The organism is Streptomyces sp. NPDC050422 (assembly GCF_044458665.1).
GTDB lineage: Bacteria > Actinomycetota > Actinomycetes > Streptomycetales > Streptomycetaceae > Streptomyces.
The window spans coordinates 252,524-275,115 of the sequence record NZ_JBITIE010000005.1 but is presented as its reverse complement, the minus strand read 5'-3'; the positions used below and the strand labels follow the sequence as shown (position 1 = coordinate 275,115).

General features: G+C 71.4%; 18 protein-coding genes and 1 pseudogene. 8 read left to right on the top strand and 11 right to left on the bottom strand.

Annotated elements, in window-relative coordinates:
- The 3 genes and pseudogenes from uvrC to ACIBJG_RS09330 form a co-directional block, all read right to left on the bottom strand.
- Nucleotides 1-1,534 (bottom strand): annotated as a pseudogene (gene uvrC, locus ACIBJG_RS09340) (excinuclease ABC subunit UvrC); the annotation flags it as partial.
- 135 nt (nt 1,535-1,669) lie between these two features.
- The gene (locus ACIBJG_RS09335; protein WP_399305989.1) at nt 1,670-2,542 is read right to left on the bottom strand and encodes a hypothetical protein; all 873 of its coding nucleotides are present in this window, start codon (nt 2,540-2,542) and stop codon (nt 1,670-1,672) included.
- 4 nt (nt 2,543-2,546) lie between these two features.
- On the bottom strand, nt 2,547-3,164 hold the full coding sequence (locus ACIBJG_RS09330; RefSeq protein ID WP_399305986.1) for a papain-like cysteine protease family protein: 618 nt from the start codon (nt 3,162-3,164) through the stop codon (nt 2,547-2,549).
- Nucleotides 3,165-3,390: 226 nt separating this feature from the next.
- Here ACIBJG_RS09330 and ACIBJG_RS09325 point away from each other — a divergent pair, with 226 nt between their 5' ends.
- A complete protein-coding gene (locus ACIBJG_RS09325; RefSeq protein WP_399305983.1) occupies nt 3,391-4,317 on the top strand; it encodes a hypothetical protein in 927 nt (308 codons plus the stop codon).
- Between the two features lie 35 nt (nt 4,318-4,352).
- Here the strand turns inward: ACIBJG_RS09325 and ACIBJG_RS09320 are convergent, their stop codons facing one another.
- Nucleotides 4,353-4,781 (bottom strand): Rieske (2Fe-2S) protein, encoded by a 429-nt coding sequence (locus ACIBJG_RS09320; protein WP_399305980.1) that lies wholly within the window; start codon nt 4,779-4,781, stop codon nt 4,353-4,355.
- A gap of 233 nt (nt 4,782-5,014) precedes the next feature.
- Nucleotides 5,015-8,143, bottom strand: a complete 3,129-nt coding sequence (gene uvrA / locus ACIBJG_RS09315) for an excinuclease ABC subunit UvrA (protein WP_399305977.1) — start codon at nt 8,141-8,143, stop codon at nt 5,015-5,017.
- Nucleotides 8,144-8,318: 175 nt separating this feature from the next.
- On the opposite strand from uvrA, the gene ACIBJG_RS09310 reads away from it, so the two are divergent.
- Complete coding sequence (locus ACIBJG_RS09310) at nt 8,319-9,008, top strand: maleylpyruvate isomerase family mycothiol-dependent enzyme (RefSeq protein WP_399305974.1); 690 nt, start codon at nt 8,319-8,321, stop codon at nt 9,006-9,008.
- A 10-nt stretch (nt 9,009-9,018) separates the two neighbouring features.
- Entirely contained in the window at nt 9,019-9,675 is a 657-nt protein-coding gene (locus tag ACIBJG_RS09305; protein WP_399305971.1) for an MBL fold metallo-hydrolase, read from the top strand.
- A 62-nt stretch (nt 9,676-9,737) separates the two neighbouring features.
- On the opposite strand, the gene ACIBJG_RS09300 is transcribed toward ACIBJG_RS09305, so the two are convergent.
- The 5 genes from ACIBJG_RS09300 to ACIBJG_RS09280 all read right to left on the bottom strand — a co-directional run bounded on the left by ACIBJG_RS09300 (nt 9,738) and on the right by ACIBJG_RS09280 (nt 16,921).
- Nucleotides 9,738-10,754 (bottom strand): TerC family protein, encoded by a 1,017-nt coding sequence (locus tag ACIBJG_RS09300; protein WP_399305968.1) that lies wholly within the window; start codon nt 10,752-10,754, stop codon nt 9,738-9,740.
- Between the two features lie 261 nt (nt 10,755-11,015).
- Nucleotides 11,016-12,968 (bottom strand): TerD family protein, encoded by a 1,953-nt coding sequence (locus ACIBJG_RS09295; protein WP_399305965.1) that lies wholly within the window; start codon nt 12,966-12,968, stop codon nt 11,016-11,018.
- Between the two features lie 166 nt (nt 12,969-13,134).
- Entirely contained in the window at nt 13,135-13,713 is a 579-nt protein-coding gene (locus ACIBJG_RS09290) for a TerD family protein (RefSeq protein WP_352125029.1), read from the bottom strand.
- A 131-nt stretch (nt 13,714-13,844) separates the two neighbouring features.
- Entirely contained in the window at nt 13,845-15,968 is a 2,124-nt protein-coding gene (uvrB, locus tag ACIBJG_RS09285; protein WP_399305961.1) for an excinuclease ABC subunit UvrB, read from the bottom strand.
- 62 nt (nt 15,969-16,030) lie between these two features.
- Nucleotides 16,031-16,921, bottom strand: a complete 891-nt coding sequence (locus tag ACIBJG_RS09280) for an MHYT domain-containing protein (RefSeq protein WP_399305958.1) — start codon at nt 16,919-16,921, stop codon at nt 16,031-16,033.
- 212 nt (nt 16,922-17,133) lie between these two features.
- On the opposite strand from ACIBJG_RS09280, the gene ACIBJG_RS09275 reads away from it, so the two are divergent.
- The 3 genes from ACIBJG_RS09275 (at nt 17,134) to ACIBJG_RS09265 (ending at nt 20,082) form a co-directional block, all read left to right on the top strand.
- On the top strand, nt 17,134-18,120 hold the full coding sequence (locus ACIBJG_RS09275) for a glycerophosphodiester phosphodiesterase (RefSeq protein ID WP_399305956.1): 987 nt from the start codon (nt 17,134-17,136) through the stop codon (nt 18,118-18,120).
- A gap of 66 nt (nt 18,121-18,186) precedes the next feature.
- Nucleotides 18,187-18,729, top strand: a complete 543-nt coding sequence (locus ACIBJG_RS09270; RefSeq protein ID WP_399305953.1) for a methylated-DNA--[protein]-cysteine S-methyltransferase — start codon at nt 18,187-18,189, stop codon at nt 18,727-18,729.
- A 54-nt stretch (nt 18,730-18,783) separates the two neighbouring features.
- Entirely contained in the window at nt 18,784-20,082 is a 1,299-nt protein-coding gene (locus tag ACIBJG_RS09265; RefSeq protein WP_399305950.1) for an MFS transporter, read from the top strand.
- Nucleotides 20,083-20,139: 57 nt separating this feature from the next.
- Here ACIBJG_RS09265 and ACIBJG_RS09260 read toward each other — a convergent pair whose 3' ends face one another.
- A complete protein-coding gene (locus ACIBJG_RS09260; protein WP_399305948.1) occupies nt 20,140-20,502 on the bottom strand; it encodes a cupin domain-containing protein in 363 nt (120 codons plus the stop codon).
- 222 nt (nt 20,503-20,724) lie between these two features.
- On the opposite strand from ACIBJG_RS09260, the gene ACIBJG_RS09255 reads away from it, so the two are divergent.
- Entirely contained in the window at nt 20,725-21,666 is a 942-nt protein-coding gene (locus ACIBJG_RS09255) for a pseudouridine-5'-phosphate glycosidase (RefSeq protein ID WP_399305946.1), read from the top strand.
- The gene (locus ACIBJG_RS09250) at nt 21,663-22,565 is read left to right on the top strand and encodes a carbohydrate kinase family protein (protein ID WP_399305943.1); all 903 of its coding nucleotides are present in this window, start codon (nt 21,663-21,665) and stop codon (nt 22,563-22,565) included. The genes ACIBJG_RS09255 and ACIBJG_RS09250 overlap by 4 nt, the downstream gene beginning before the upstream one ends.
- The last annotated feature ends 27 nt before the right edge of the window (nt 22,566-22,592 follow it).

Sequence of the window (22,592 nt, the reverse complement as noted above, 5' to 3'; positions counted from 1 at the left end):
CGGAGCCGTCGGTGGCGGAGCCGTCGGTGGCGGAGCCGTCGGTGGCGGAGCCGTCGGTGGCGGAGCCGTCGGTGGCGGAGCCGTCGGTGGCGGAGCCGTCGGTGGCGGAGCCTTCCTCCCACTCCCCCGTCCGCTCCTTCTCCTGGAGGTAGCGCCGGAAGCGCCGGCTGATCACCTCGTGCATCGAGCGGACGTCGTCCTGTCCCTCGAAGCCCTTGATCTGGAAGCGGCGGTACTCCCCCTTGCGGGCCAGACCGTCCTCGAAGACCACCATGGACGCCACCACGTCGTCGCCCTGGAGGTGGGAGATGTCGAAGCACTCGATGCGCAGCGGGGCCGTGTCGAGGCCGAGGGCCTCGGCGATCTCCTCCAGGGCCCGGGAGCGGGTGGTCAGGTCGGAGGCGCGCTTGGTCTTGTGCAGCCCGAGGGCCTGCTGGGCGTTGCGCTGGACCGTGGCCATCAGGTCCTTCTTGTCGCCGCGCTGCGGGATGCGCAGGCTGACCTGGGAGCCCCGGCGGTCCGCCAGCCACTGGGAGACCGCCTCGGGGTCCTCGGGAAGGGCGGGGACGAGGACCTCCTTGGGGACGGAGTCGCCGGTCTCCTCGCCGTACAGCTGCTGGAGGGCGTGCTCGACGAGGCCGGAGGTGTCGACGTTCTCCACCTTGTCGGTGACCCAGCCACGCTGGCCGCGCACCCGGCCGCCGCGGACGTGGAAGATCTGGACGGCGGCCTCCAGTTCGTCCTCCGCGACCGCGATCAGGTCGGCGTCGGTGGCGTCGGCGAGCACGACCGCGCTCTTCTCCATGGCGCGCCTGAGCGCCTCCACGTCGTCGCGCAGGCGTGCCGCGCGCTCGTACTCCATCTCCTCGGCCGCCGCCGTCATGTCCTTCTCCAGACGGCGGATGTACGTGCCGGTGCGGCCGGCCATGAAGTCGCAGAAGTCGTCCGCCAGTTCGCGGTGTTCCTCGGGGGTGACCCGGCCGACGCAGGGCGCCGAGCACTTGCCGATGTAGCCGAGGAGGCAGGGGCGGCCGGACCTGGCGGCGTTCTTGAAGACGCCCGCGGAACAGGTGCGCACCGGGAAGACCCGGAGCATCAGGTCGACCGTCTCGCGGATCGCCCAGGCGTGCCCGTACGGACCGAAGTAGCGCACGCCCTTCTTCTTCGCGCCGCGCATGACCTGGACGCGCGGGAACTCCTCGTTGAGCGTGACCGCGAGGTACGGATAGCTCTTGTCGTCGCGGTACTTGACGTTGAACCGGGGGTCGAACTCCTTGATCCAGGAGTATTCGAGCTGGAGTGCCTCGACCTCCGTGGAGACGACGGTCCACTCGACGGACGCGGCGGTGGTCACCATCGTGCGCGTGCGCGGGTGGAGGCCGGAGAGGTCCTGGAAGTAGTTGGCCAGGCGCTGGCGCAGGCTCTTCGCCTTCCCGACGTAGATCACCCGGCGGTGTTCGTCGCGGAATTTGTAGACCCCCGGGGAGTCGGGGATCTGTCCCGGCTTGGGGCGGTAGCTGGAGGGGTCTGCCATGTCTCCCACCCTACTTGCGGGCAGTGACAGCACGGCGTGCTCATGGGTGGTGCCGCGCTCCGGGACACGGGGTGGGGGCACGTGTCCCGGAGCGCGGGGTCACAGGGGGTCACAGGGCCCGGGCGGGCCCCGCGGTCACCGTGTCCTGCGGCGGCGGTCGCGGGTGCGCAGGACCGTGACGCCGCAGAGGGTGAGCACGGCGACGGCGCCTGCGGCCGCCGCCCCGGAGGTCGCGGTCAGGGCGGTGTCCGCAGGGGCCGCCGCAGGGGCGTCCGCCGCGATGGCGGGTGCCTCGCCGGAGGGCCCGTAGCCGCCCGCCCGGCCCGCGCGGGCGTAGCCGGAACCGGGGAGCTTGTCCGCGTACGCGGCCCGCACCCGGGTGCGGTAGGCGGCCAGGGTGGTGCCGCCCGCGCCGACCGCACGGACGGCGTCGCCGTCCAGCGGGAGGACCCGGCCGCCCTTGACGACGTACCAGGCGTCGATCTGCGGTTCCCGGAAGACGATGCCGCCGGGCAGCTTGCGGGCGCCGGCGGCCGCGTACCGGGTCTCGTCGTCGCCGGTGGCGATGTTCACCACCTGCCAGCTGCCGTCCCTCCCCGGCTCGGGAAGCGTCCAGAGGGAGGCCTTCCGGCCGTCCGAGGAGACAGCCGTGCTGGCCAGGTAGTCCAGTGCGGCGACGGGCGCCCCCGGTTCGCCCGCGACGAAGTCCGCGGACAGGGTGCGCACGGGCACCGCCGCGCCCTCGATCCGGGGTGCGGCGTTCGCCCCGGTGACGGCGCCCTCACGGGCGAAGAACCGGGACAGCGTGTTCAGGGTCGTGGCGTCGGTGGCCGCCTCGTGGGCCGCTGCCAGGGCGGCGGGGGTGGCCGAGGGCCCGGTGGCGGCGGCCGCCTGCGGGGCGACGGTGAGCAGGGCGGCACCGGCCAGCACACCGCTCGCGGCCAGGGCGGCGGCCAGGGAACGTGCGGTGCGCGCAGCGGGGCGGGCCGGGGAACCGGTGGAGGTCATGCGGTCACGCCCCTATCCGGTAGAGCGAGTGGGTCCAGGAGAACTCGCTGTTGTTCACGTACCAGGCGTGCGATGCCCAGTTGTAGCGGTTGCTGGAGGGCCAGGGATCGCCCCAGTACACCCAGCTGTCCGCGTCGTCGTACCCGTACAGGACATGCATGTGGCCACCGCCCGAGGACCACTGGATACGGGTCTCCACGGGACGTCCTGCGGCTATCTCGGCCTGCACGGTCGGGTAGCGCAGCCAGCCGGTGACGTACGAGCCGGGGTTGATGCCGGCCCAGTCCAGACCGTCCTGGACGTTGCCGAGCGAGGCCTGCGAGTTGGGGCACTCGTAGCCCTGGGCGCGCCCGAACGCGGCGTTGCAGAACTGGTTCTGGCTGTAGTTCCGGCCGAACCAGGTGGCGATGGTGTTGCCGGATGCGGCCCAGCACCAGTTCGTCTTCTGCTGTGCCTGCATGCTGATGTTCAGTCGCTGGGCGGCGGCGAGGGTGCCCGTCGTCGCGGTGGCGGTGCGGTGCTGATCGGCGGCGGTGGCGGTCGCCGTGGGTGCGGCGAGCAGTACTGCGGCGAGTGCGGCTGTCACCGACAGCCGCACCGACCTGACTCTTCGGTTGCGCATGGCGTTCCTCCCGGGCGGGGGGTGGGGGGTCCAAGGGGCGCGTCCGGACGCTGCCGAGGAGCATCAACCGTTGTCGGGAGCGGGTCAACACGCTTCAATGCGGGGGAACATCGCGGTGTGAACGCCGGTGGCGGGTGCGTGAACGCTCCCCCCTGGCCACCTGCGGCCCCTCACCCGGCGGCGCGACCCGGCTGCCGCCCGTCGTGAACGTTCACCTGGAGGACCCATGCAGCACACCGAGGCCGAACTGGCGCAGGTGCTGCACACCGGCCCGTTCCACCTGGCGCTGCGCACCGCACTCTCGGTGCGCGGGCTGCCGCTCCAGCGGGTGCAGCACCATCTGGCGCACCGCGGTGTCAAGGTCGGTGTGACCAGTCTCAGTTACTGGCAGCAGGGTGCCCGCCGCCCGCAACGCCCGGAGTCCCTGCGGGCCGTGAAGGCGCTGGAGGAGGTGCTGGAACTGCCGGGGAACTCGCTGCTCGGGCTGCTCGGGGCCGGGGAGTCCCGCACGGACGCCGACCGCCCGCCGGCCCGCTCGTACCGTTCCCTGATGGAGGCGTCCGGCGCGGTGGAGCGGCTGCTCACGGCGATGGAGTCACCCGCGGACGGCGGGCTGCACACCGTGGGCCATCAGGAGCGGGTACGGATCGGGCCCGGCCGTCGGATGCAGTACCGGAGCTCGCAGCACGTCGTGCGCGCCCACCGCGACGGTGTCGACCGCTATCTCGCCGTGTACCGCGGCGACCCGGGCTGCGATCCGGCGCGGGTCGGGGTGAGCGCCCTGGAGAACTGCCGGACGGGGCGGGTCCGCTGGGACGCGGAGACGGGGGTGCTGGTCGCGGAGCTGCTCTTCGACACCAGGCTGCGGGCGGGTGAGACGTACCTCTTCGGCTACGGCTTCGAGGACGGTACGGGAGGGCCGTGCGGCGAGTACGTCCGCGGCTTCAGCTTCGGCGGCGGGCAGTACGTGCTCCAGGTCCGGTTCGACGAGGAGGCGCTGCCGGTACGGTGCCGCCGCTTCGCGCAGGCCTCGGCGGGGGCGCCTCGGGGTGCCCGGACCGACCTCACGCTCACCGGCCGGCACCGGACCGTTCATCTCGTGGAGCAGGGGGTGCGGCCCGGTCTGGTCGGCATCGACTGGGACTGGGAGTGAGCCGCCCACCGCTTGTGCACGGCGGCGGGGGCGGGTCAGGCGTCGGGGCCCGCGATCAGTTTTCCGCCTTCGACCTTGACCGGGACCGAGGGCAGCGGCACGGTCGCGGGGCCGTGCAGTGCCTTGCCGGTCGTGGTGTCGAAGAGGCTGCCGTGGCAGGGGCAGTGCCCCTCGTTCTTTTCGACCTTGTTCAGCAGGCAGCCCGCGTGGGTGCACTGGGCACTGAACGCCTTGTACTGCCCCTTGGCCGGGCAGCTGACGATGACACGCTGCTCGCTGTAGAGCTTGGACTCACCGACCGGGATCTCGTCGGGGGTGCCGAGCTCGACGGGCGCGGTGGGGGTCGGCGTCTCGGCGTGCCCGAGCTTCGAGTCGGTCGAGCAGGCGGCCACTCCCAGCCCGGCGACGCCTGCGAGAGCGGCGCCCTTCAGCACGGTGCGGCGGGCGGTGGGCTGGCCGGACATGCGGTCTCCACGGGTCAGAGGGGTAGAGGTGCCAGGGCTGCCCGGGGTGCCTGAGCGGTGGGGGCTGCGGTGACGTATCCGACGATACCGGCGGAGCCGGACGCCTCCGCGCGCGGGCCGGTCGCGCGCCGTCGTGCCTGGTCAGGGCAGGTCCGGGACGGGACATGGCCGGGACGCGGCGAGGTGGCGGCCCCTCGGGAGGGGCCGCCACCTCGCACCGCGTGATCCTGGCGTCAGGCCTTGCGCGCGCGGGTCGCCTTCTTGGCGGCGGGCTTCTTCGCCGTCGCCGTCCCGGCGGCCTTCGCCGTCGTGGTCCGGGCGGTCTTCGCCGTGCCCGCCTTGGCCGTGGTGGCCTTCGCCGTGCCCGCCTTGGCCGTGGTGGCCTTCGCCGTGCCCGCCTTGGCCGTGGTGGCCGTTGCCGTCTTCCGCGCGGGGGCGGACTTCGCGGCTACGGCCTTCTTCGCGGCCGTCTTCCGCGCCGGCTTGCGCGTCGCGGGCACGGCCGCCTCGCTCACCCGGTCCGCGTCCAGGATGCCCTGGAGGAACTTCCCGGTATGGCTGGCGGGCACGCCGGCCACGTACTCCGGGGTGCCTTCGGCGATGACCAGGCCCCCGCCGTTGCCACCCTCGGGGCCCATGTCGATGACCCAGTCGGCGGTCTTGACGACATCGAGGTTGTGCTCGATGACGATCACCGAGTTGCCCTTGTCGACCAGGCCGGAGAGCACCTTGATCAGCTTGGAGATGTCCTCGAAGTGCAGACCGGTGGTCGGCTCGTCCAGGACGTAGACCGTGCGTCCGGTGGAACGCTTCTGAAGCTCGCTGGCGAGCTTCACCCGCTGGGCCTCACCGCCGGAGAGCGTCGGCGCGGACTGGCCGAGCCTGACGTATCCGAGACCGACCTCGTTGAGCGTCCGCAGGTGACGCGCGATGGTCGGGACGGCCTCGAAGAACTCCAGGCCCTCCTCGATCGGCATGTCCAGCACCTCGGCGATGGACTTGCCCTTGTAGTGGACCTCCAGGGTCTCCCGGTTGTAGCGCGCTCCGTGGCAGACCTCGCACGGGACGTACACGTCCGGCAGGAAGTTCATCTCGATCTTGATCGTGCCGTCGCCGGAGCAGTTCTCGCAGCGGCCGCCCTTGACGTTGAAGGAGAACCTGCCCGGGAGGTAGCCGCGGACCTTCGCCTCCATCGTCTCCGCGAACAGCCTGCGGACGTGATCGAAGACGCCCGTGTACGTGGCCGGGTTGGACCGGGGCGTGCGTCCGATGGGCGACTGGTCGACGTGCACCACCTTGTCGACGAGGTCGTCCCCGTCGACCCGGGTGTGCCGGCCGGGCACCGACTTCGCGCCGTTCAGCTCGCGGGCCAGGTGTGTGTAGAGGATGTCGTTGACCAGCGTCGACTTCCCGGAGCCGGAGACGCCGGTGACGGCCGTCAGCACGCCGAGCGGGAAGGAGACGTCGATGTCCTGGAGGTTGTTCTCCCGGGCGCCGTGCACCGTGAGCAGCCGCGAGGGGTCGACGGGACGCCGGATCTCGGGCATCGCGATCGACCTCTTGCCGGTCAGGTACTGACCGGTGATCGACTTCTCGTTGGCCAGCAGCTCCTTGAGCGATCCGGAGTGGACCACCTTGCCGCCGTGCTCGCCGGCACCGGGGCCGATGTCGACGACCCAGTCGGCGACCTTGATGGTGTCCTCGTCGTGCTCGACGACGATGAGCGTGTTGCCCATGTCGCGGAGCCGGACCAGGGTCTCGATCAGCCGGTGGTTGTCGCGCTGGTGCAGGCCGATCGACGGCTCGTCCAGCACGTACAGCACGCCGACCAGGCCGGAGCCGATCTGGGTGGCGAGCCTGATGCGCTGTGCCTCGCCGCCGGACAGGGTGCCCGCCGCGCGGTTCAGCGAAAGGTAGTCCAGGCCGACGTCGACCAGGAACTTCAGTCGCTCGTTGACCTCCTTGAGCACCCGCTCGGCGATCTTCTTGTCGCGGGCGTTCAGCTTCAGCCGGCCGAGGAACTCGGCGCACTCGCTGATCGACATCGCGGCGACCTCGGCGATGGACTTCTCCATCACCGTGACCGCGAGGACGATCGGCTTGAGCCGGGTGCCCTCACAGGTCGGGCACGGCACCTCGCGCATGTAGCCCTCGAAGCGCTCCCTGCTGGAGTCGCTCTCGGCCTCCGTGTGCCGCCGCTTGACGAACTGCACCGCGCCTTCGAAGGACGGCGTGGTGTAGGCGCGCTCGCGCCCGTACCGGTTGCGGTAGCGGACCTCGGTCTGGATCTTGTGCCCGAAGAGCAGGGCCTTCTTGGCCCGCTGCGGCAGCCCGGCCCAGGGGATGTCCGTACGGAATCCGAGGGCTTCGGCCAGCGCGTTGATCTGACGGCCGAAGTACTCCTTGGTGTGGCCGTGCGACCAGGGGTGGATCGCGCCCTCGTCGAGGGACTTGTCCTCGTCCGGGACGATCAGCTCCGGGTCGACCTCCATGCGCGTACCGATGCCCGTGCAGTCGGGGCAGGCACCGAAGGGGGAGTTGAAGGAGAAGGAGCGCGGCTCCAGCTCCTCGAAGGAGAGGTCGTCGTACGGGCAGTAGAGGTGCTCGGAGAACATCCGCTCACGCTCGGGGTCGTCCTCGGACAGGTCGACGAAGTCGAGCACGACCATGCCGCCGGAGAGGCCCAGCGCGGTCTCGACCGAGTCGGTCAGCCGGCGCTTGGCGCTGTCCTTCACCGTGAGGCGGTCGATGACCACCTCGATGGTGTGCTTCTCCTGCTTCTTGAGCGTGGGCGGCTCGGAGAGCTGGATGGTCTCGCCGTCGACCCTGGCCCTGCTGTACCCCTTGGTCTGCAGGTCGGAGAAGAGGTCGACGAACTCGCCCTTGCGCTCGCGCACCAGCGGAGAGAGCACCTGGAAGCGGCTGCCCTCGGGCAGGCCGAGGACCTTGTCCACGATGGCCTGCGGCGACTGGCGCGAGATCGGACGGCGGCACTCGGGACAGTGCGGCTTGCCGATCCTGGCGAAGAGCAGCCGGAGGTAGTCGTAGACCTCGGTGATCGTGCCGACCGTCGAGCGCGGGTTGCGCGAGGTCGACTTCTGGTCGATGGAGACGGCGGGCGACAGGCCCTCGATGAAGTCGACGTCCGGCTTGTCCATCTGGCCGAGGAACTGCCGGGCGTAAGAGGAGAGGGACTCCACGTAACGCCGCTGGCCCTCCGCGAAGATCGTGTCGAACGCGAGCGACGACTTGCCCGACCCGGAGAGCCCGGTGAAGACGATGAGGGAGTCGCGGGGGAGGTCGAGCGAGACGTTCTTGAGGTTGTGCTCGCGAGCGCCACGGACGATGAGACGGTCGGCCACGCCGGTCCGCACCTTTCTAGAGAGAAGCGGGGGAACTGAGCCCCTGCCCCAGGGTATGGGGGGTGCCACAGCGATGTACGAAGCTTTCGACTCCGAGCGTATAGCACGCGCATTCGATTTACGGACGGCTGATGACTCCTTCACCCGAATGAGTGGCCGGCGCTAGGCTCGGCCCATGACTGATCATGTGCACGACCTCGCGGCACTGCGAGAAGCGACCGTCCGACTGCTCAGCGCCACGGAGAAACTGGACGACGCGGCACTCGCCGAACCGTCGCGTCTGCCGGGCTGGAGCCGGGGTCATGTCGTCGCGCACCTCTCACGTAACGCCGACGCGCTCGTAAATGTTCTCCAGGGCCGGCCCATGTACGCAGACAGCGAAACCCGCGACCGTGACATCGAGCGCGACGCGCCCCGGCCGCGGGCCGAGCAGCTGGCCGACCTGGCCGCGAGCGCGGCCGGCTTCGTGGACGCCGCCGCGGCCCCGGCCGACTGGTCGCGGACCGTCGCGATGCGTAACGGTGTGACGGACTCGGCATCCCGGATTCCCTTCCGCCGCCGCATCGAGGTCGAGCTGCACCACGTCGACCTGGGGGTCGGCTACGAGCTGGAGGACTTGCCGGACGAGTTCACCGCCCGGGAGATCGACTTCCTGGCCGAGCGCTTCGCCGGACACCCGGCGGTCGTCCCGACGGGCGTGGCCGACGACACAGGCCGCACCTGGACGACCGGCGGCGGTGCGGATGGCGGGTCCGTCGAGGTCCGTGGCACGGCGTCCGACCTGCTCGGCTGGCTCAGCGGGCGGCGCGACGGGTCCACCCTGACGGTTGAAGGCGGAACCCTTCCCGCACTGCCCCCGCTATAGGCTGAGAGGCATGACGTACAGCGGAACGGTCAAGGTCGGCGGGCGTGCGGACGTACACGAGTTGACGGACCTGATGATCTCCAAGGCCGCCGTCGGCCCGATGAACAACAACGCCTATCTGCTGCGCTGCCGGGCCACCGGCGAGCAGCTCCTGATCGACGCGGCCAACGACGCCGCCACCCTGCTGCAGCTGATCGGTGACGACTCGATCGCCTCGGTCGTCACCACGCACCGGCACGGTGACCACTGGCAGGCGCTGGGCGAGGTGGTCGCGGCCACCGGCGCGCGCACGTACGCCGGGCGGTTCGACGCCGAGGGGATCCCGGTCCCGACGGATGTGCTCGTCGAGGACGGCGACACGATCCGGGTCGGGCAGGTCGCGCTGACCGCCCGCCATCTGACCGGTCACACCCCGGGCTCGATCGTGCTCCTCTACGACGACCCGCACGGCGCTCCGCACCTGTTCACCGGGGACTGCCTCTTCCCGGGCGGGGTCGGCAACACGTTCGAGGTCCCCGGGGCGTTCGAGAGCCTGCTGCGCGAGGTGGAGGCCAAGCTCTTCGAACCACTGCCCGACGAGACCTGGGTCTACCCGGGCCACGGGCACGACACCACGCTGGGCGACGAGCGCCCGCGGCTGCCGGAGTGGCGCGCCCGGGGCCGGTGACGACGACGGGGGGTGCGGGCGCGTGATCCGCGCGCCCACACCCCCCGTTTCCGCCCGGGCGACTACGAGGCGTCTACGCCGGCACCCTTGTCTGCGGGATCCGCGGCCTTCCCCGCCTCCGCGGCGGCCTCGGCCTCGGCCGTCTTCTTGTTGGCGATCAGGCTGGTGATCGTGGTGATCACGAGCACCCCGCAGATGACGCCGAGCGAGACCGGGATGGAGATCTCGGGGACGTGCACCCCGGACTCGTGCAGCGCGTGCAGCACGAGCTTGATGCCGATGAAGCCGAGGATGACCGAGAGCCCGTAGCTGAGGTGGACCAGCTTCTTGAGCAGGCCGCCGATCAGGAAGTACAGCTGTCGCAGCCCCATCAGCGCGAAGGCGTTGGCCGTGAACACGATGTACGGGTCCTGGGTCAGGCCGAAGATCGCGGGGATGGAGTCCAGCGCGAACAGCACATCGGTGGTGCCGATGGCGAGCATGACGACCATCAGGGGTGTCAGGACGCGCTTGCCGTTGTTGCGGATGAAGAGCTTGGTGCCGTGGTACCGGTCGGCGACACCGAAGCGGCGCTCGATGTTCTTGAGGAGGCGGTTCTCCTCGAACTCCTCTTCCTCCTCATCGGCCCGGGCCTCCTGGACCAGCTTCCAGGCGGTGTAGATCAGGAACGCGCCGAAGATGTAGAAGACCCACGAGAAGTTGGCGATGACCGCGGCACCGGCGGCGATGAAGATCGCCCTCAGCACCAGCGCGATCAGCACGCCGACGAGCAGCACCCGCTGTTGGAGGTGGGAGGGCACCGAGAACTTCGCCATGATCAGCACGAAGACGAAGAGATTGTCGACGCTCAGTGACTTCTCGGTGATGAATCCGGCGAAGAACTCGCCCGAGGCCTGACTTTCGCCGAACACGAGCAGGCCGAGCCCGAAGAGGGCGGCCAGCGCGATCCAGACGACCGTCCAGATTCCGGCTTCCTTGGTCGATACGTCATGGGGCTTGCGCCCGATGAAGAAGTCGACGGCGATGAGGGCGCCCAGACCAAGAATGGTCAGCGCCCAGAGGGTCCATGAAACGTCCACTGCGCCTCCGGCAGTTCGCTACGGCTACTGATCAGCGTCGTCGCTGCCGGAGGTCTCTTCCACCTGGGCGCACGGGATGCGCGCCTGGCCGGCGCCCCGGGACCGGTCACAGTCCGTACTGACGGGCACGCCGCGATCGGGAGTACTCCCCTCCGCCCAAAGAACAGTACAGGGAACACCAAGGAAAGGTAAAGAACAGGGTAAAGAAGATCCAAAACACCAGGTCGGAACAGGTGTGGGTGGACCGGCCCGGCCGCTGGCTCAGCGATGCCCGGTGCGACGCGCGGCGGCGACCCGCTCCAGCACCTGCTCCAGCACGCGACTGCCGGCCGGGGTCCTGAGCGGCTCGTACGTCCAGGCGTGACCGACCCAGGGGTCGGCCAGGTGGTCGTCGGCGACCGGGGTGACGCGGAGCAGGGACCGCCACAGCGGGTCGAGCACCGGACCGTACGCGGAGGCGTCCTCCCGGTCCGCGACCATCATCAGATGCACACCGACGGACGGCCCCTCGTCGGCGAGATAGCGCAGCTGGGTGACGGCACGGTCGTCGAAACCGTGCGGGAAGTCGTTGACGATCAGCAACTGCTCGGCCGGGTCCAGATCGGACGGCAGCGAATCGGCGGCTCCGGCCCTGATCGCCATCTGCACCAGGTCGACCCGCCGGGTCAGCTGGGCGAGGACCGAGGACACTCCCCCGGGCCCGGACGCGGGCGGGCCCGCGAGCACCCCGGCGCCGACCAGCGGGGCCAGTGCCGCGGCGGCGGAGCCCGCCGGGTCGATGACATGGACCGAGAACTCGTTCGGCGGGTAGACGGCGAGCATCCGCGCCGCGTGCAGGACGGCGCTCTCCATCGCCAGCCGGCGCAGCTGGTCCGAATCGGTCAGGGCGGCGGCCTCGGACGCCGTGCGCCCGCTGTCGATCCACATGCCGCGCTCCAGCGGCAGCCGGACGAGCAGCGGGATGCTCATCCCGGTGCTCTCCGGCAGGTGGAGGTCACCGATCCGCAGAGCCATGGGAATCTCCATCGGGACGCGGTACCCGTGCCACACCGGGTTGTCCCAGCCCGCGTACGCGGCGGGCAGCGCGGGTTCCACCACAGCGGCCTCGGCGGCGAGCTGCGCGAGGTCCCGGTCCAGCGCCTCGCGGGCGCGGCCGGTCAGCTCGTCGCGCTTGGCACGGGCCTGTTCACGGGCCAGGTCGCCCGCCCCGCCGATCCGGCTGCGCGGATCGGACAGGGTCCGCTCCAGCTCCTGGTCCATCCGGGACTCGGCGAAGTCGACGGCGCTGCGGTACGCGGCGGCGGTCCGGGCCAGGTCCTCGAACATGCCCCAGACCTGGTTGTAGAGGCGCTCGTCCATGGACCAGCCGGTGGCGTCCCCCGCCACGGGGGTCGCGGGCCGGCCGGGCTGGGCGGGGGGCGCCGCGGGCGGCGGCGGCGGGGGTGCCGCGGCCTGGCGGCGCGGGTGCGCGTAGTCGATGGGGCCGCCCGCGGGGGCCGAGGCGGGGGCGACCGGGGTGGCAGCCGGGGCGGCGGGCTCGTCGGGGCCGGGGAGCGGGCCCGCCTGGGGCCTGCCTGCACCCTGGGCAGACGCGGGGCTCCCCGCGTGCCTGACCCGCTCGCCCTCCGGGGTGCGGGGCGGGGGCGGGGCCACCGAGCGGTCCAGACCGCGGGCGACCGCTTCCTGGATCGACCGTGCCAGGTCGGCCGCCCCGGTCACCCCCTGGTCGGCGAGCATCGCGGCGAGCCCGCCGGCATAGCCCTGGCCGACCGCGCGGACCTTCCAGGCCCCCTGCCGGCGGTAGAGCTCCAGGGCGGCGACCGCGGACTCGGTGTCCAGACCGGTCAGGGTGAAGGTGGCGATCTCCGTGCCGTCGAGCCCGGTGACCGCGACGAACGGCGAGGCGACGGCCCCGAACCGGTTCGGGCCGCCCGCCTCCAGCGGCAGCGCCAGCAGCACCGTGACCCGGTGCACCGCCTCGGGCAGGGCGTCGAGGTCGACGGCGAGCCGGTGCTCGGCCGCGGCCTGCCTGGACACTTCCAGTCCCGGCAGCTGCGGCGACCCGGGATGGGCTATCCACTCGACGCCGCGCACCGTGCCGCGATCGTCCCCGAGCGTGGCGCCGGCCACGACGGGCGCGCCGGCCGAAACCCGGATCTCCAGACGGGTCTGGGGCAACGTGTGGTTCTGCCCCCGGACCAGCTCGGCCGTCATTGCCCTGTCCCCTCGACGAGTTGCTGCTGCGCGATGCGGAGTCGTGCGTGGTGCGGTGCCGTCGCGGCGCCGGGCGGTGGCGTGTGCCGCGATGCGGTGCAGCTCCCGGTGGCCGATGCCGCCGGGAGCTGCGCGTCGTGATGCGGACCCGTGGGTCCGGCCCTGCTTACAGGTGCGGCAGGATCGCCGGCATGAGGTCCTGGAAGGTGCGGCCGTTGGCCGGGGTACCGATGGCGGTCATCTGCCACCCGCTCCCCGCACGGTGCACCTTCGCCATGATCTGGGCGGTGTACTGCCCGCCGCCGTCCAGCGTGTAGCGGGCGAGCTCCTGGCCGTTGGTCTCGTCCACGATGCGGCAGAAGGCGTTCTGCACCTCCTGGAACGTCTGGCCGGTGAAGGAGTTCACCGTGAAGACGATCTGGTCGATGTGGACCGGCACCCGCTGGAGGTCGACCAGGATCGCCTCGTCGTCGCCGCCCGAACCGGCGCCGCCGACGAGGTTGTCCCCGGTGTGCTTGACCGAGCCGTCGTCACTGACGAGGTGCCGGAAGAACACGACGTCGACCGGCTGCTTGTCGGCGAACAGGACCGCCGAGGCATCCAGGTCGATCTCCCGGGTGCGGGAGCCGAACAGACCGCGGCGCGGAGCCGCCTGCCAGCCGAGCCCCATCCGTACCGCGGTCAGGGTCCCCCCGTCGCTCTTCTGCAGGCTGATGGCCTGACCCTTGGTCATATTGACCGTCACGCGCTGTCCCCTCTCCGCTGTCCCCGCAACCGTCCTTGCGCGGTTTTCCAGCACCCTACGCAGTCCCACCACGGGCACAGCTACCGAGGGCCGTTTTGTGTCGGTCTTGCAACACACCACGTGCCACGTGGTCAGGCCAGACCCGCCTCCCGCATCTGGCGCAACTCCTTCTTCAACTCCCCCACCTCGTCACGCAGTCGGGCGGCCACCTCGAACTGCAGGTCCGCGGCGGCCGCACGCATCCGGTCGGTCATCTCCTCGATGATCCCGGCGAGCTCGGTGGCCGGTCGGTCCGTGACCGCCGCCTTGCCGCCACCGGCCTTTCCCTTCGCCGCACCGGCCTTGACGCCCAGCGTGGGCACGGGTGCCTTGGCCCCCTTGGTCTGTCGGTAGCCGGTGCCGAGCAGCTGCTCGGTGTCGACCTCCTCGCGGGCGATCGTCGCGACGATGTCGTTGATCTTCTTGCGCAGCGGCTGCGGGTCGAGTCCGCGCTCGGTGTTGTACGCGATCTGCTTCTCGCGGCGGCGGTTGGTCTCGTCGATGGCCTGCGCCATCGCCGGGGTGATCTTGTCCGCGTACATATGGACCTGCCCCGACACGTTACGAGCCGCGCGTCCGACGGTCTGGATCAGTGAGGTGGCCGAGCGCAGGAAGCCCTGCTTGTCGGCGTCGAGGATGGCCACGAGCGACACCTCGGGCAGGTCGAGGCCCTCTCGCAGCAGGTTGATCCCGACCAGGACGTCGTACTCGCCGGAGCGCAGCTCGCGCAGCAGCTCGATGCGGCGCAGGGTGTCGACGTCGCTGTGCAGATAGCGGACCTGGATGCCCAGCTCCAGGAAGTAGTCGGTGAGGTCCTCCGACATCTTCTTGGTGAGGGTGGTGACCAGGACCCGCTCGTCCTTCTCGGTGCGCTTGCGGATCTCGTGGACCAGGTCGTCGATCTGGCCCTCGGTGGGCTTGACGACGATCTCCGGGTCGACGAGGCCGGTGGGCCGGATGATCTGCTCCACGAAGCCGTCGCCCCGGGAGAGCTCGTACTTTCCCGGGGTGGCGGAGAGGTAGACCGTCTGGTTGATCCGTCCGAGGAACTCCTCCCACTTCAGCGGGCGGTTGTCCAGGGCGGAGGGCAGCCGGAAACCGTGGTCGACGAGGGTCCGCTTGCGGGAGGCGTCGCCCTCGTACATCGCGCCGATCTGCGGCACGGTGACGTGCGACTCGTCCAGGACGAGGAGGAAGTCCTCGGGGAAGTAGTCGAGGAGGGTGTGGGGGGCGGTGCCGGGGTCGCGGTCGTCGAAGTGCATCGAGTAGTTCTCGACGCCGGAGCAGGTGCCGATCTGGCGGAGCATCTCGATGTCGTACGTCGTGCGCATGCGGAGCCGCTGGGCCTCCAGCATCTTGCCCTGCTTCTCCAGCTCGGCGAGGCGCTGCTCCAGCTCCCGCTCGATGCGGCCGACCGCCTTCTCCATGCGCTCGGGGCCCGCGACGTAGTGGCTGGCGGGGAAGACGTGGAGCGACCGGTCCTCGCTGATGATCTCGCCGGTGAGCGGGTGGAGCGTGGAGAGGGCCTCGATCTCGTCACCGAACATCTCGATGCGGACGGCGAGCTCCTCGTAGACCGGGAAGATCTCGATGGTGTCGCCGCGCACCCTGAAGGTGCCCCGGGTGAACGCCAGGTCGTTGCGCGTGTACTGCATCTCGACGAAGCGGCGCAGCAGCTGGTCGCGGTCCATCTCGTCGCCCACCTTGAGCTGGACCATCCGGTCCACGTACTCCTGCGGGGTACCGAGGCCGTAGATGCAGGACACCGAGGCGACCACGACGACGTCCCGCCGGGTGAGCAGCGAATTCGTGGCGGAGTGGCGCAGCCGCTCGACCTCCTCGTTGATCGAGGAGTCCTTCTCGATGTAGGTGTCCGACTGCGGGACGTACGCCTCGGGCTGGTAGTAGTCGTAGTACGAGACGAAGTACTCGACGGCGTTGTTCGGCAGGAGTTCGCGGAACTCGTTGGCCAGCTGGGCTGCGAGGGTCTTGTTCGGTGCCATCACCAGGGTGGGGCGCTGAAGCTTCTCGATCATCCAGGCGGTGGTCGCCGACTTGCCGGTGCCGGTCGCGCCGAGGAGCACGACGTCCTTCTCACCTGCCCGGACGCGCCGCTCCAGCTCGGCGATGGCCGCCGGCTGGTCGCCGCTGGGCTGGTAGGGACTGACGACCTCGAAAGGCGCCACCGAACGTTCGATCTTCGAAACGGGCCGCATGCAACCACCGTACGACCCCCCACTGACAACGGGGCCGGATCAGCGCCCGCGGCGGCCCCCGGTCACCAGTCCTGGGGCTGCGCGGACTCCCGGTGCTGCGAGTGGAACGACGCCGGGTCGGCGTGCGTACCGAACCGGGGTACCTGACGCTGGGCCGGGATCCCGGGCATCCGGGCTCCGCGGACGGCCGCGGGGTCGTTCCAGTCGGGGGTGCCCATGACCACCAGGGGGTCGAACATCACGACGACGGCGGCCAGCACCAGGAAACAGGCCGGGCCGATCAGCATGGGGACGAGCAGAGCGGTCGCGCTGTCGCCCGGGCCGGAGGGGGTGCCGGTGAGGGCGGCGGGATGGAGATGAACCCTGAGGGCGGCCATGCCGGTGTAGTGCATGCCGCTCACCGCGACACCCATCACGACGCTGGCACCGAGGCTGGGCAGGAAGCCGTGGATGGAGACCGCGGCCCAGAGGGCGGCGGTGGAGGCCACCACGGCGATGACGACCGAGAGCGACACGGTGATCGTGTCGTACTCGAACTGCCCATCAAGTCGCATACCGGCCATGCCGAGGTAGTGCATGGAGGCCACGCCGAGTCCGGTGATCGTCCCTCCCGTCACCAGCGCCATGCGGGTGGCGCCGCGGTACCCGACCAGGAAGATCCCGATGCCGACCATGACGATCGCGACGGCGAGGCTGGCGAAGGTGATCGGCTTGTCGTAGCCGATCGGCACCTCTTCGACGGTGAATCCCACCATCGCGATGAAGTGCATCGTCCAGATGCCGGAGCCTATGGAGGTCGCACCCAGAGCCAGCCAGCCGGCCTTGAAGGAGCGCTCGGTACGCAATGACCGGGTGGTGCAGCGCAGGCCCAGGGCCGCGCCGAGACAGGCCATGAGAAAAGCGGCCGCGGGAGTGACCGCCCCATAGCCGAAACCGTCGATCGTTCCCTGCATGCTCGTACGCCCTTCGCAGAAGCCCGGGTTCGGATGACCCTAAGGCGCAAGGCCCGGCAAACAAACAGAAGAGCTGCATTTTACCGACAGGGGCAGCGGCCCGTGACCCGGTCCCCGGGACACGTTCACGTCACCGTCACCCTTCGCCTGTTCCCCGTTCGGGGACGGCTGGGAACCTCGGGCCGTCCGCAACTCTGACGCAAGGAGTCCACGTGTACGCAGGCACCGCAACCGCCTCCGTCGCTGCCGCCGCCCTGCTGGGTGCCGGCGCACTGCTGATGTCGAGTACGACCGCCGCCGCACCGGGCACGGACGCCGCCCCGACCGGCCGGCCCGCGGCGGTGGCCCACACCGTCGCCGCCCGCTCCGCGACGGTCGTGGGCCCCGGAGTCCGGACGGCGGGCGACGCGGCCCGGGGCCGGACGGGCGACCCGCTCGTCATCGCCCACCGGGGTGCGTCGGCGTACGCGCCGGAGAACACCCTGGTGGCCGTGGACAAGGCCGACGTCCTGGGCTTCGACTGGGTCGAGAACGACGTCCAGCTCACCCGGGACGGCGTGCTGGTCGTCATCCACGACACCAGCCTGAAGCGGACCACGGATGCCGAGGAGGTCTTCCCCGACCGTGCGCCGTGGGCGGTCAAGGACTTCACGGCCGCCGAGATCGCCCGGCTGGACGCGGGCAGCTGGTTCGGTCCGCAGTACGCCGGGGCCCGGGTGCCCACGCTCCGGCAGTATCTGCAACGGATCGGGCGCAACCGGCAGAACCTGCTGCTGGAGATCAAGAGTCCCGAGACCTACCCCGGGATCGAGCAGGCGACCCTGCGGGTCCTGCGTCAGGAAGGGTGGCTCGACCGCGGGCACGTCAGCAGCCGTCTGGTGATCCAGAGCTTCGGAGCCGACAGTGTGCGCAAGGTGCACGAGCAGCGTCCGGACGTCATCACGGGCTTCCTCGGTACCCCGGCCGTCGCCGACCTGCCCTCGTACGCGAAGTTCACCGACCAGATCAATCCGGCGCACACCTCGCTGTCGGGCGAGTACGTGGCGGCGGTGCACGCGCTGAAGGGACCTCACGACAAGCGGCTCCGGGTCAACGCCTGGACGGTCAACGACGCGGAGCACGCGCTCCAGGTGGCCGGCTACGGCGTGGACGGCATCATCACCAACACCCCCGACGTGGTGCGTGAGGCCACCGGCTGACCGCTCGCCCACGGCCAGGAGGCCGCCCACCGCCGATTGTCAGTGGGCGGCCGTAGCGTGGTGCACATGAACAGCGACGGGGTTGTCGAGTGGGCCGTGGTCGACAGTGACATCGGCCCGCTCCTGCTGGCCGCGACCGACGCCGGGCTGGTGACCGTGGTCTTCCACGCCGGGCCGGCGGTCCGCGACAAGGTGCTGGACCGGCTGCGTACCCGGCTGGGCGCCGAACCCGTGGAGGCACCCGGCTCCGCCCGGCTCGCCGAGCCCATACGCCAGCTCGCGGCGTACTTCGCGGGCACCCTGCGGGAGTTCTCGCTCGACCTGGACTGGTCGCTGACGAGCGGCTTCAACCGCCAGGTGCTGCGCGAGCTGGCGGCGGGCGTACCGTACGGCGCGGTCGCCGGGTACGGGGATCTCGCCGGCCGGGTGGGGCAGCCCGGGGCGGCCCAGGCGGTCGGTGCCGCCATGGGCTCCAACCCGCTGCCCGTGGTGGTGCCCTGTCACCGGGTGGTGGAGAGCGACGGCGGGCTCGGCGGCTTCGGCGGCGGCCTGGAGACCAAGCGGCAGCTGCTGGCCCTGGAGGGTGTGCTTCCCCAGCCGTTGTTCTGAGCCGGCACGGTCCGCGGGGTTCGGAACCGGCGCACCGCCTGGCACACTGCGTCGGTGACCGACACCCTCGACGCTCCCGACGCCCCCGCGGGGCCGAGTCCTGCCGGGCAGGTCACCGCGGCCGATCTACCCCGGCTCCGGCGCAGGACGTCCGCGGTGCTCATCGTCAGTCAGATACTCGGCGGCCTCGGCGTGCCCATCGGCATCGCCCTGGCCCCCGTGCTCGCGACACGCGTCAGCGGCTCCGAGGCGCTGTCGGGCCTCGCCCCCACCGCCTCGGTCACCGGCACGGCCCTGCTGTCCCTGCCGCTGGCCGCGCTGATGACCTCGCGGGGCCGTCGTCCCGGGCTCGTGCTGGCGTATCTGATCGGGGCGCTCGGCGCGGGTCTCGTGGTGCTGGCGACCGTAGTGGGGAGTTTCCCGCTGCTGCTGCTCGGCATGGCCGGGTTCGGCGCGGGTTCCTCGGCCAACCTCCAGGCCCGGTTCGCCGCCGCCGATCTGGCCGAACCCGACCGGCGGGGCCGGGCGATCTCGACCGTCATCTGGGCCACCACCATCGGTTCGGTACTCGGGCCCAACATCGCGGCCCCGGCAGGCCGGGTCTTCCGCGGCACCGGCGTCTCGGAGACGGCCGGCCCGTTCGTCTGGGCGGCCGGCATCTTCCTGCTCGCCGCCGCCGTGGTCGCGGTACTGCTGCGGCCCGACCCCCTCCTCACCGCGCGTGCCCTGGCCCCGCGGGAGAACCGGTCGGCCGGGGGCCGTTCACTGCGCGCGGGCGTCGCGGCCGTGCGGGCGTCGCCCATGGCCCGGCTCGCCCTGGTGACCGTGACCGTCTCGCACACCGCGATGGTCTCGATCATGGTGATGACGCCGGTCGACCTCGGCCACCACGGCGCGGACCTCCAGTTGATCGGCCTGGTGATCAGTGGCCACATCGCCGGGATGTACGCGTTCTCGCCGGTGATGGGCTGGCTGTCGGACCGCTTCGGCCGCCTCACCGTCATCGGGCTCGCGGCCGGGCTGCTCGCCCTCGCCGCACTCCTGGCAGGCACCTCGGGCGCCGCGCACGGCAGGACCGCGGCCGGACTGTTCGTGCTCGGGCTCGGCTGGTCCGCGGGCCTGGTCGCGGGTTCGGCGCTGCTCACCGACTCCGTGCCCCAGGCCGCACGCGCCGCCGTGCAAGGGCTGTCGGACCTCACCATGAACGCGTCGGCCGGCATCGGCGGGGCGGTGGCCGGAGTGATCGTCTCCCAGGCCGGCTACGGCTGGCTCAACGCGGCAGGCGCATGCCTGCTGCTGCCGATGGCGGCGCTGGCCCTGCGCCGGACCCTCGCCCGCCGCGCGACGGCCTGAGCCCGTCCCGCCGGGGGCGGGACCTGGCTCACGGGCTGCCCGGCGGACGCTCAGAGGTCAGAGGCTGATGTGGTACGCCTTGCGCAGCGTCTCGTGCACGGTCCACGTCGTACGGTCGCCCTCGCGCAGTACGCAGGCGTCGCCGGGGCCGATCTCCAGCGTGGCACCGCCCTCGACCGCCACGGTCGCACGTCCGCTGACGACGACGAACAGCTCGTTGGCCTCGGTGTCCGTGACCACGCCCGGCGTGATCTGCCAGATCCCGCGCACCTGCCTGCCGTCGGCCGACTCCCACAGCACCTTGCCGGTGACCTCGGGTGCACCCGAGACGATCTGCCCGGGTTCAAGCGGTTCCGGTTCGAGCACGGCATCGGGAATGTGCACGGCGAAAGAGGCAGGAGCTTGATCAAGTGTGGTCATGGCCGGTCACCTTAGCGACCACCACGGGACGCCTCGCCACCAGGGACGGACCGAAAGAAGTCCGGCTCGTCAGGCTCCGGTGCCGCGACCGAACGGCAACCGAACGGCGGCCAGCCTGCCGTCTCCTCCGCCCCTGCCCTGTGGCGGCTCGGCCCGCAGCGATCTCCCGCTGCCCGGGCGGTCTACGTTTGAGTGCGGCCCAGGCGCGACAAAGATGTGGACATGTCACTGACTGAGCCGTTCGACGCCGCCCCCGGTGCGCCCGTTCTCTCCGCGGAGGTGCGGGCCGCCCTCGCCGCCCAACAGCCCGTCGTCGCCCTGGAGTCGACGATCATCGCCCACGGCCTGCCCCGCCCCCGCAACCTGCGGGTAGCCGAGGAGCTGGAGGGGATCGTGCGGTCGGCCGGGGCCGTGCCCGCCACGGTCGCCGTGCTGGACGGCAGCGCCCGGGTCGGCCTGGACAAGGCCCAGTTGGAGCGGGTCGCCGAGGACCCGGCCATGCGCAAGCTGGGGCACCGGGACCTCGCACCGGCACTGGCGACGGGTGCGAGCGGGGCCACGACGGTCTCGGCGACCGCTTTCCTCGCCGCACGGGCGGGCCTGCGCGTCTTCGCGACCGGCGGGCTCGGGGGCGTGCACCGGGGCTGGACCGAGACGCAGGACGAGTCCGCGGATCTGCGGCTGCTGGCGCGGACGGGCATCACCGTGGTCTGCGCGGGGGTGAAGTCGATCCTGGACGTGCCCGCCACGCTGCAGCGTCTGGAAACGCTCGGGGTCGGGGTTCTCGGATACGGCACCGACCGGTTCCCCGGCTTCTACCTGAGCAGTTCGGGCGAGCCGGTCGACTGGACCGTGCGGTCGCCGGAGGAGGTGGCCGAGGTGATGGGCGCCCAGGACGCGCTCGGCGGTCCGGAGGCCGCGCTGATCGTGGCCAACCCCGTGCCGGAGGACGAACAGCTGGATCCCGTCCTGCACGACCGGGTGCTGGCCGAGGCGCTGGACGCGTGCCGGGAGCGCGGCATCGCCGGACAGGCCGTCACACCGTTTCTGCTCGATCATCTGATGCGGGGCACCGAGGGCGCCTCGCTGGAGGCCAACCTGGCGGCCGTCCGCGGCAACGTGGCGCTCGCCGCGCGGATCGCCACCGCCTGGGCCGCCCGGTGACCGGCGGCCTTCTCGTCGTCGGGGACGTGGTCACGGATGTGGTGGCACGGCACGGTTCGGCGCTGGTCCACGGCACGGACACGATGGCCAGGATCCGGACGCGGGCCGGTGGCGCGGGAGCCAACGTGGCCTGCTGGGCGGTGCGTTCGGGCTGCGGCGACGCCCGACTGGTGGCCCGTGTCGGCGCCGACTCCGCGGACTGGCACGGGGACCTGCTGCGGCGCGCGGGGGTGCGCGGGCTGCTGGCCGTGGACGACGGGGCGCCCACCGGCACCGTCGTCGCGCTGGTCGACCCCTCCGCCGAGCGCACCTTCCTCACCGACAGCGGGGCAGTGCTGCGGCTCTCCCCCGACGACTTCTCGCCGTCGATGCTCGACGGCATCGCCCACCTCCATCTGTCCGGTTACCTCCTCTTCGCCGCGACCAGCCGCGCAACCGCCCTGCTCGCCCTGCGGGAGGCGGGACGGCGGCACATCCCGGTGAGCATCGACCCGGCGTCGGCCGGATTCCTGGCTGAACTCGGCGTCGACCGGTTCCTGGCGCTGGTCGAGGGTGCGGATCTCCTGCTGCCCAACGCGGACGAGGCCCGGCTGCTCACCGGGCTCCCCGAACCGGCGGACGCCGCCGCCAAGTTGAGCCTGTTGGTCCGTCAGGTCGTGGTCACCCTGGGCGAGGGTGGCGCCCTGCTGGCCACCGCGGGAACGGTCACCGTCCGCGTGCCGGCCGCACCTGTGCCCGCGGCCGTGGACTCCACGGGGGCCGGTGACGCGTTCACCGGGGGCTTTCTGGCGGCCCGGCTGGCGGGTGCCGACGATGCGGCGGCGGTGGCGGCGGGGTGCCGGGCGGGGGCGGAGGCCGTCACGACCGTGGGCGGCCGGCCCCCGTTGCCCGCGGGGTAGGACCGCCCGGCCCTGTCCACCCGGCCG

Coding starts and splice junctions, on each gene's coding strand:
- ACIBJG_RS09310 (WP_399305974.1), top strand. CDS start 8,319: ATGACTGATCATGTGCACGACCTCGCGGCACTGCGAGAAGCGACCGTC.
- ACIBJG_RS09260 (WP_399305948.1), bottom strand. CDS start 20,502: ATGACCACACTTGATCAAGCTCCTGCCTCTTTCGCCGTGCACATTCCC.
- ACIBJG_RS09305 (WP_399305971.1), top strand. CDS start 9,019: ATGACGTACAGCGGAACGGTCAAGGTCGGCGGGCGTGCGGACGTACAC.
- ACIBJG_RS09270 (WP_399305953.1), top strand. CDS start 18,187: ATGAACAGCGACGGGGTTGTCGAGTGGGCCGTGGTCGACAGTGACATC.
- uvrB (WP_399305961.1), bottom strand. CDS start 15,968: ATGCGGCCCGTTTCGAAGATCGAACGTTCGGTGGCGCCTTTCGAGGTC.
- ACIBJG_RS09325 (WP_399305983.1), top strand. CDS start 3,391: ATGCAGCACACCGAGGCCGAACTGGCGCAGGTGCTGCACACCGGCCCG.
- ACIBJG_RS09330 (WP_399305986.1), bottom strand. CDS start 3,164: ATGCGCAACCGAAGAGTCAGGTCGGTGCGGCTGTCGGTGACAGCCGCA.
- ACIBJG_RS09280 (WP_399305958.1), bottom strand. CDS start 16,921: ATGCAGGGAACGATCGACGGTTTCGGCTATGGGGCGGTCACTCCCGCG.
- ACIBJG_RS09295 (WP_399305965.1), bottom strand. CDS start 12,968: ATGACGGCCGAGCTGGTCCGGGGGCAGAACCACACGTTGCCCCAGACC.
- ACIBJG_RS09335 (WP_399305989.1), bottom strand. CDS start 2,542: ATGACCTCCACCGGTTCCCCGGCCCGCCCCGCTGCGCGCACCGCACGT.
- ACIBJG_RS09255 (WP_399305946.1), top strand. CDS start 20,725: ATGTCACTGACTGAGCCGTTCGACGCCGCCCCCGGTGCGCCCGTTCTC.
- ACIBJG_RS09320 (WP_399305980.1), bottom strand. CDS start 4,781: ATGTCCGGCCAGCCCACCGCCCGCCGCACCGTGCTGAAGGGCGCCGCT.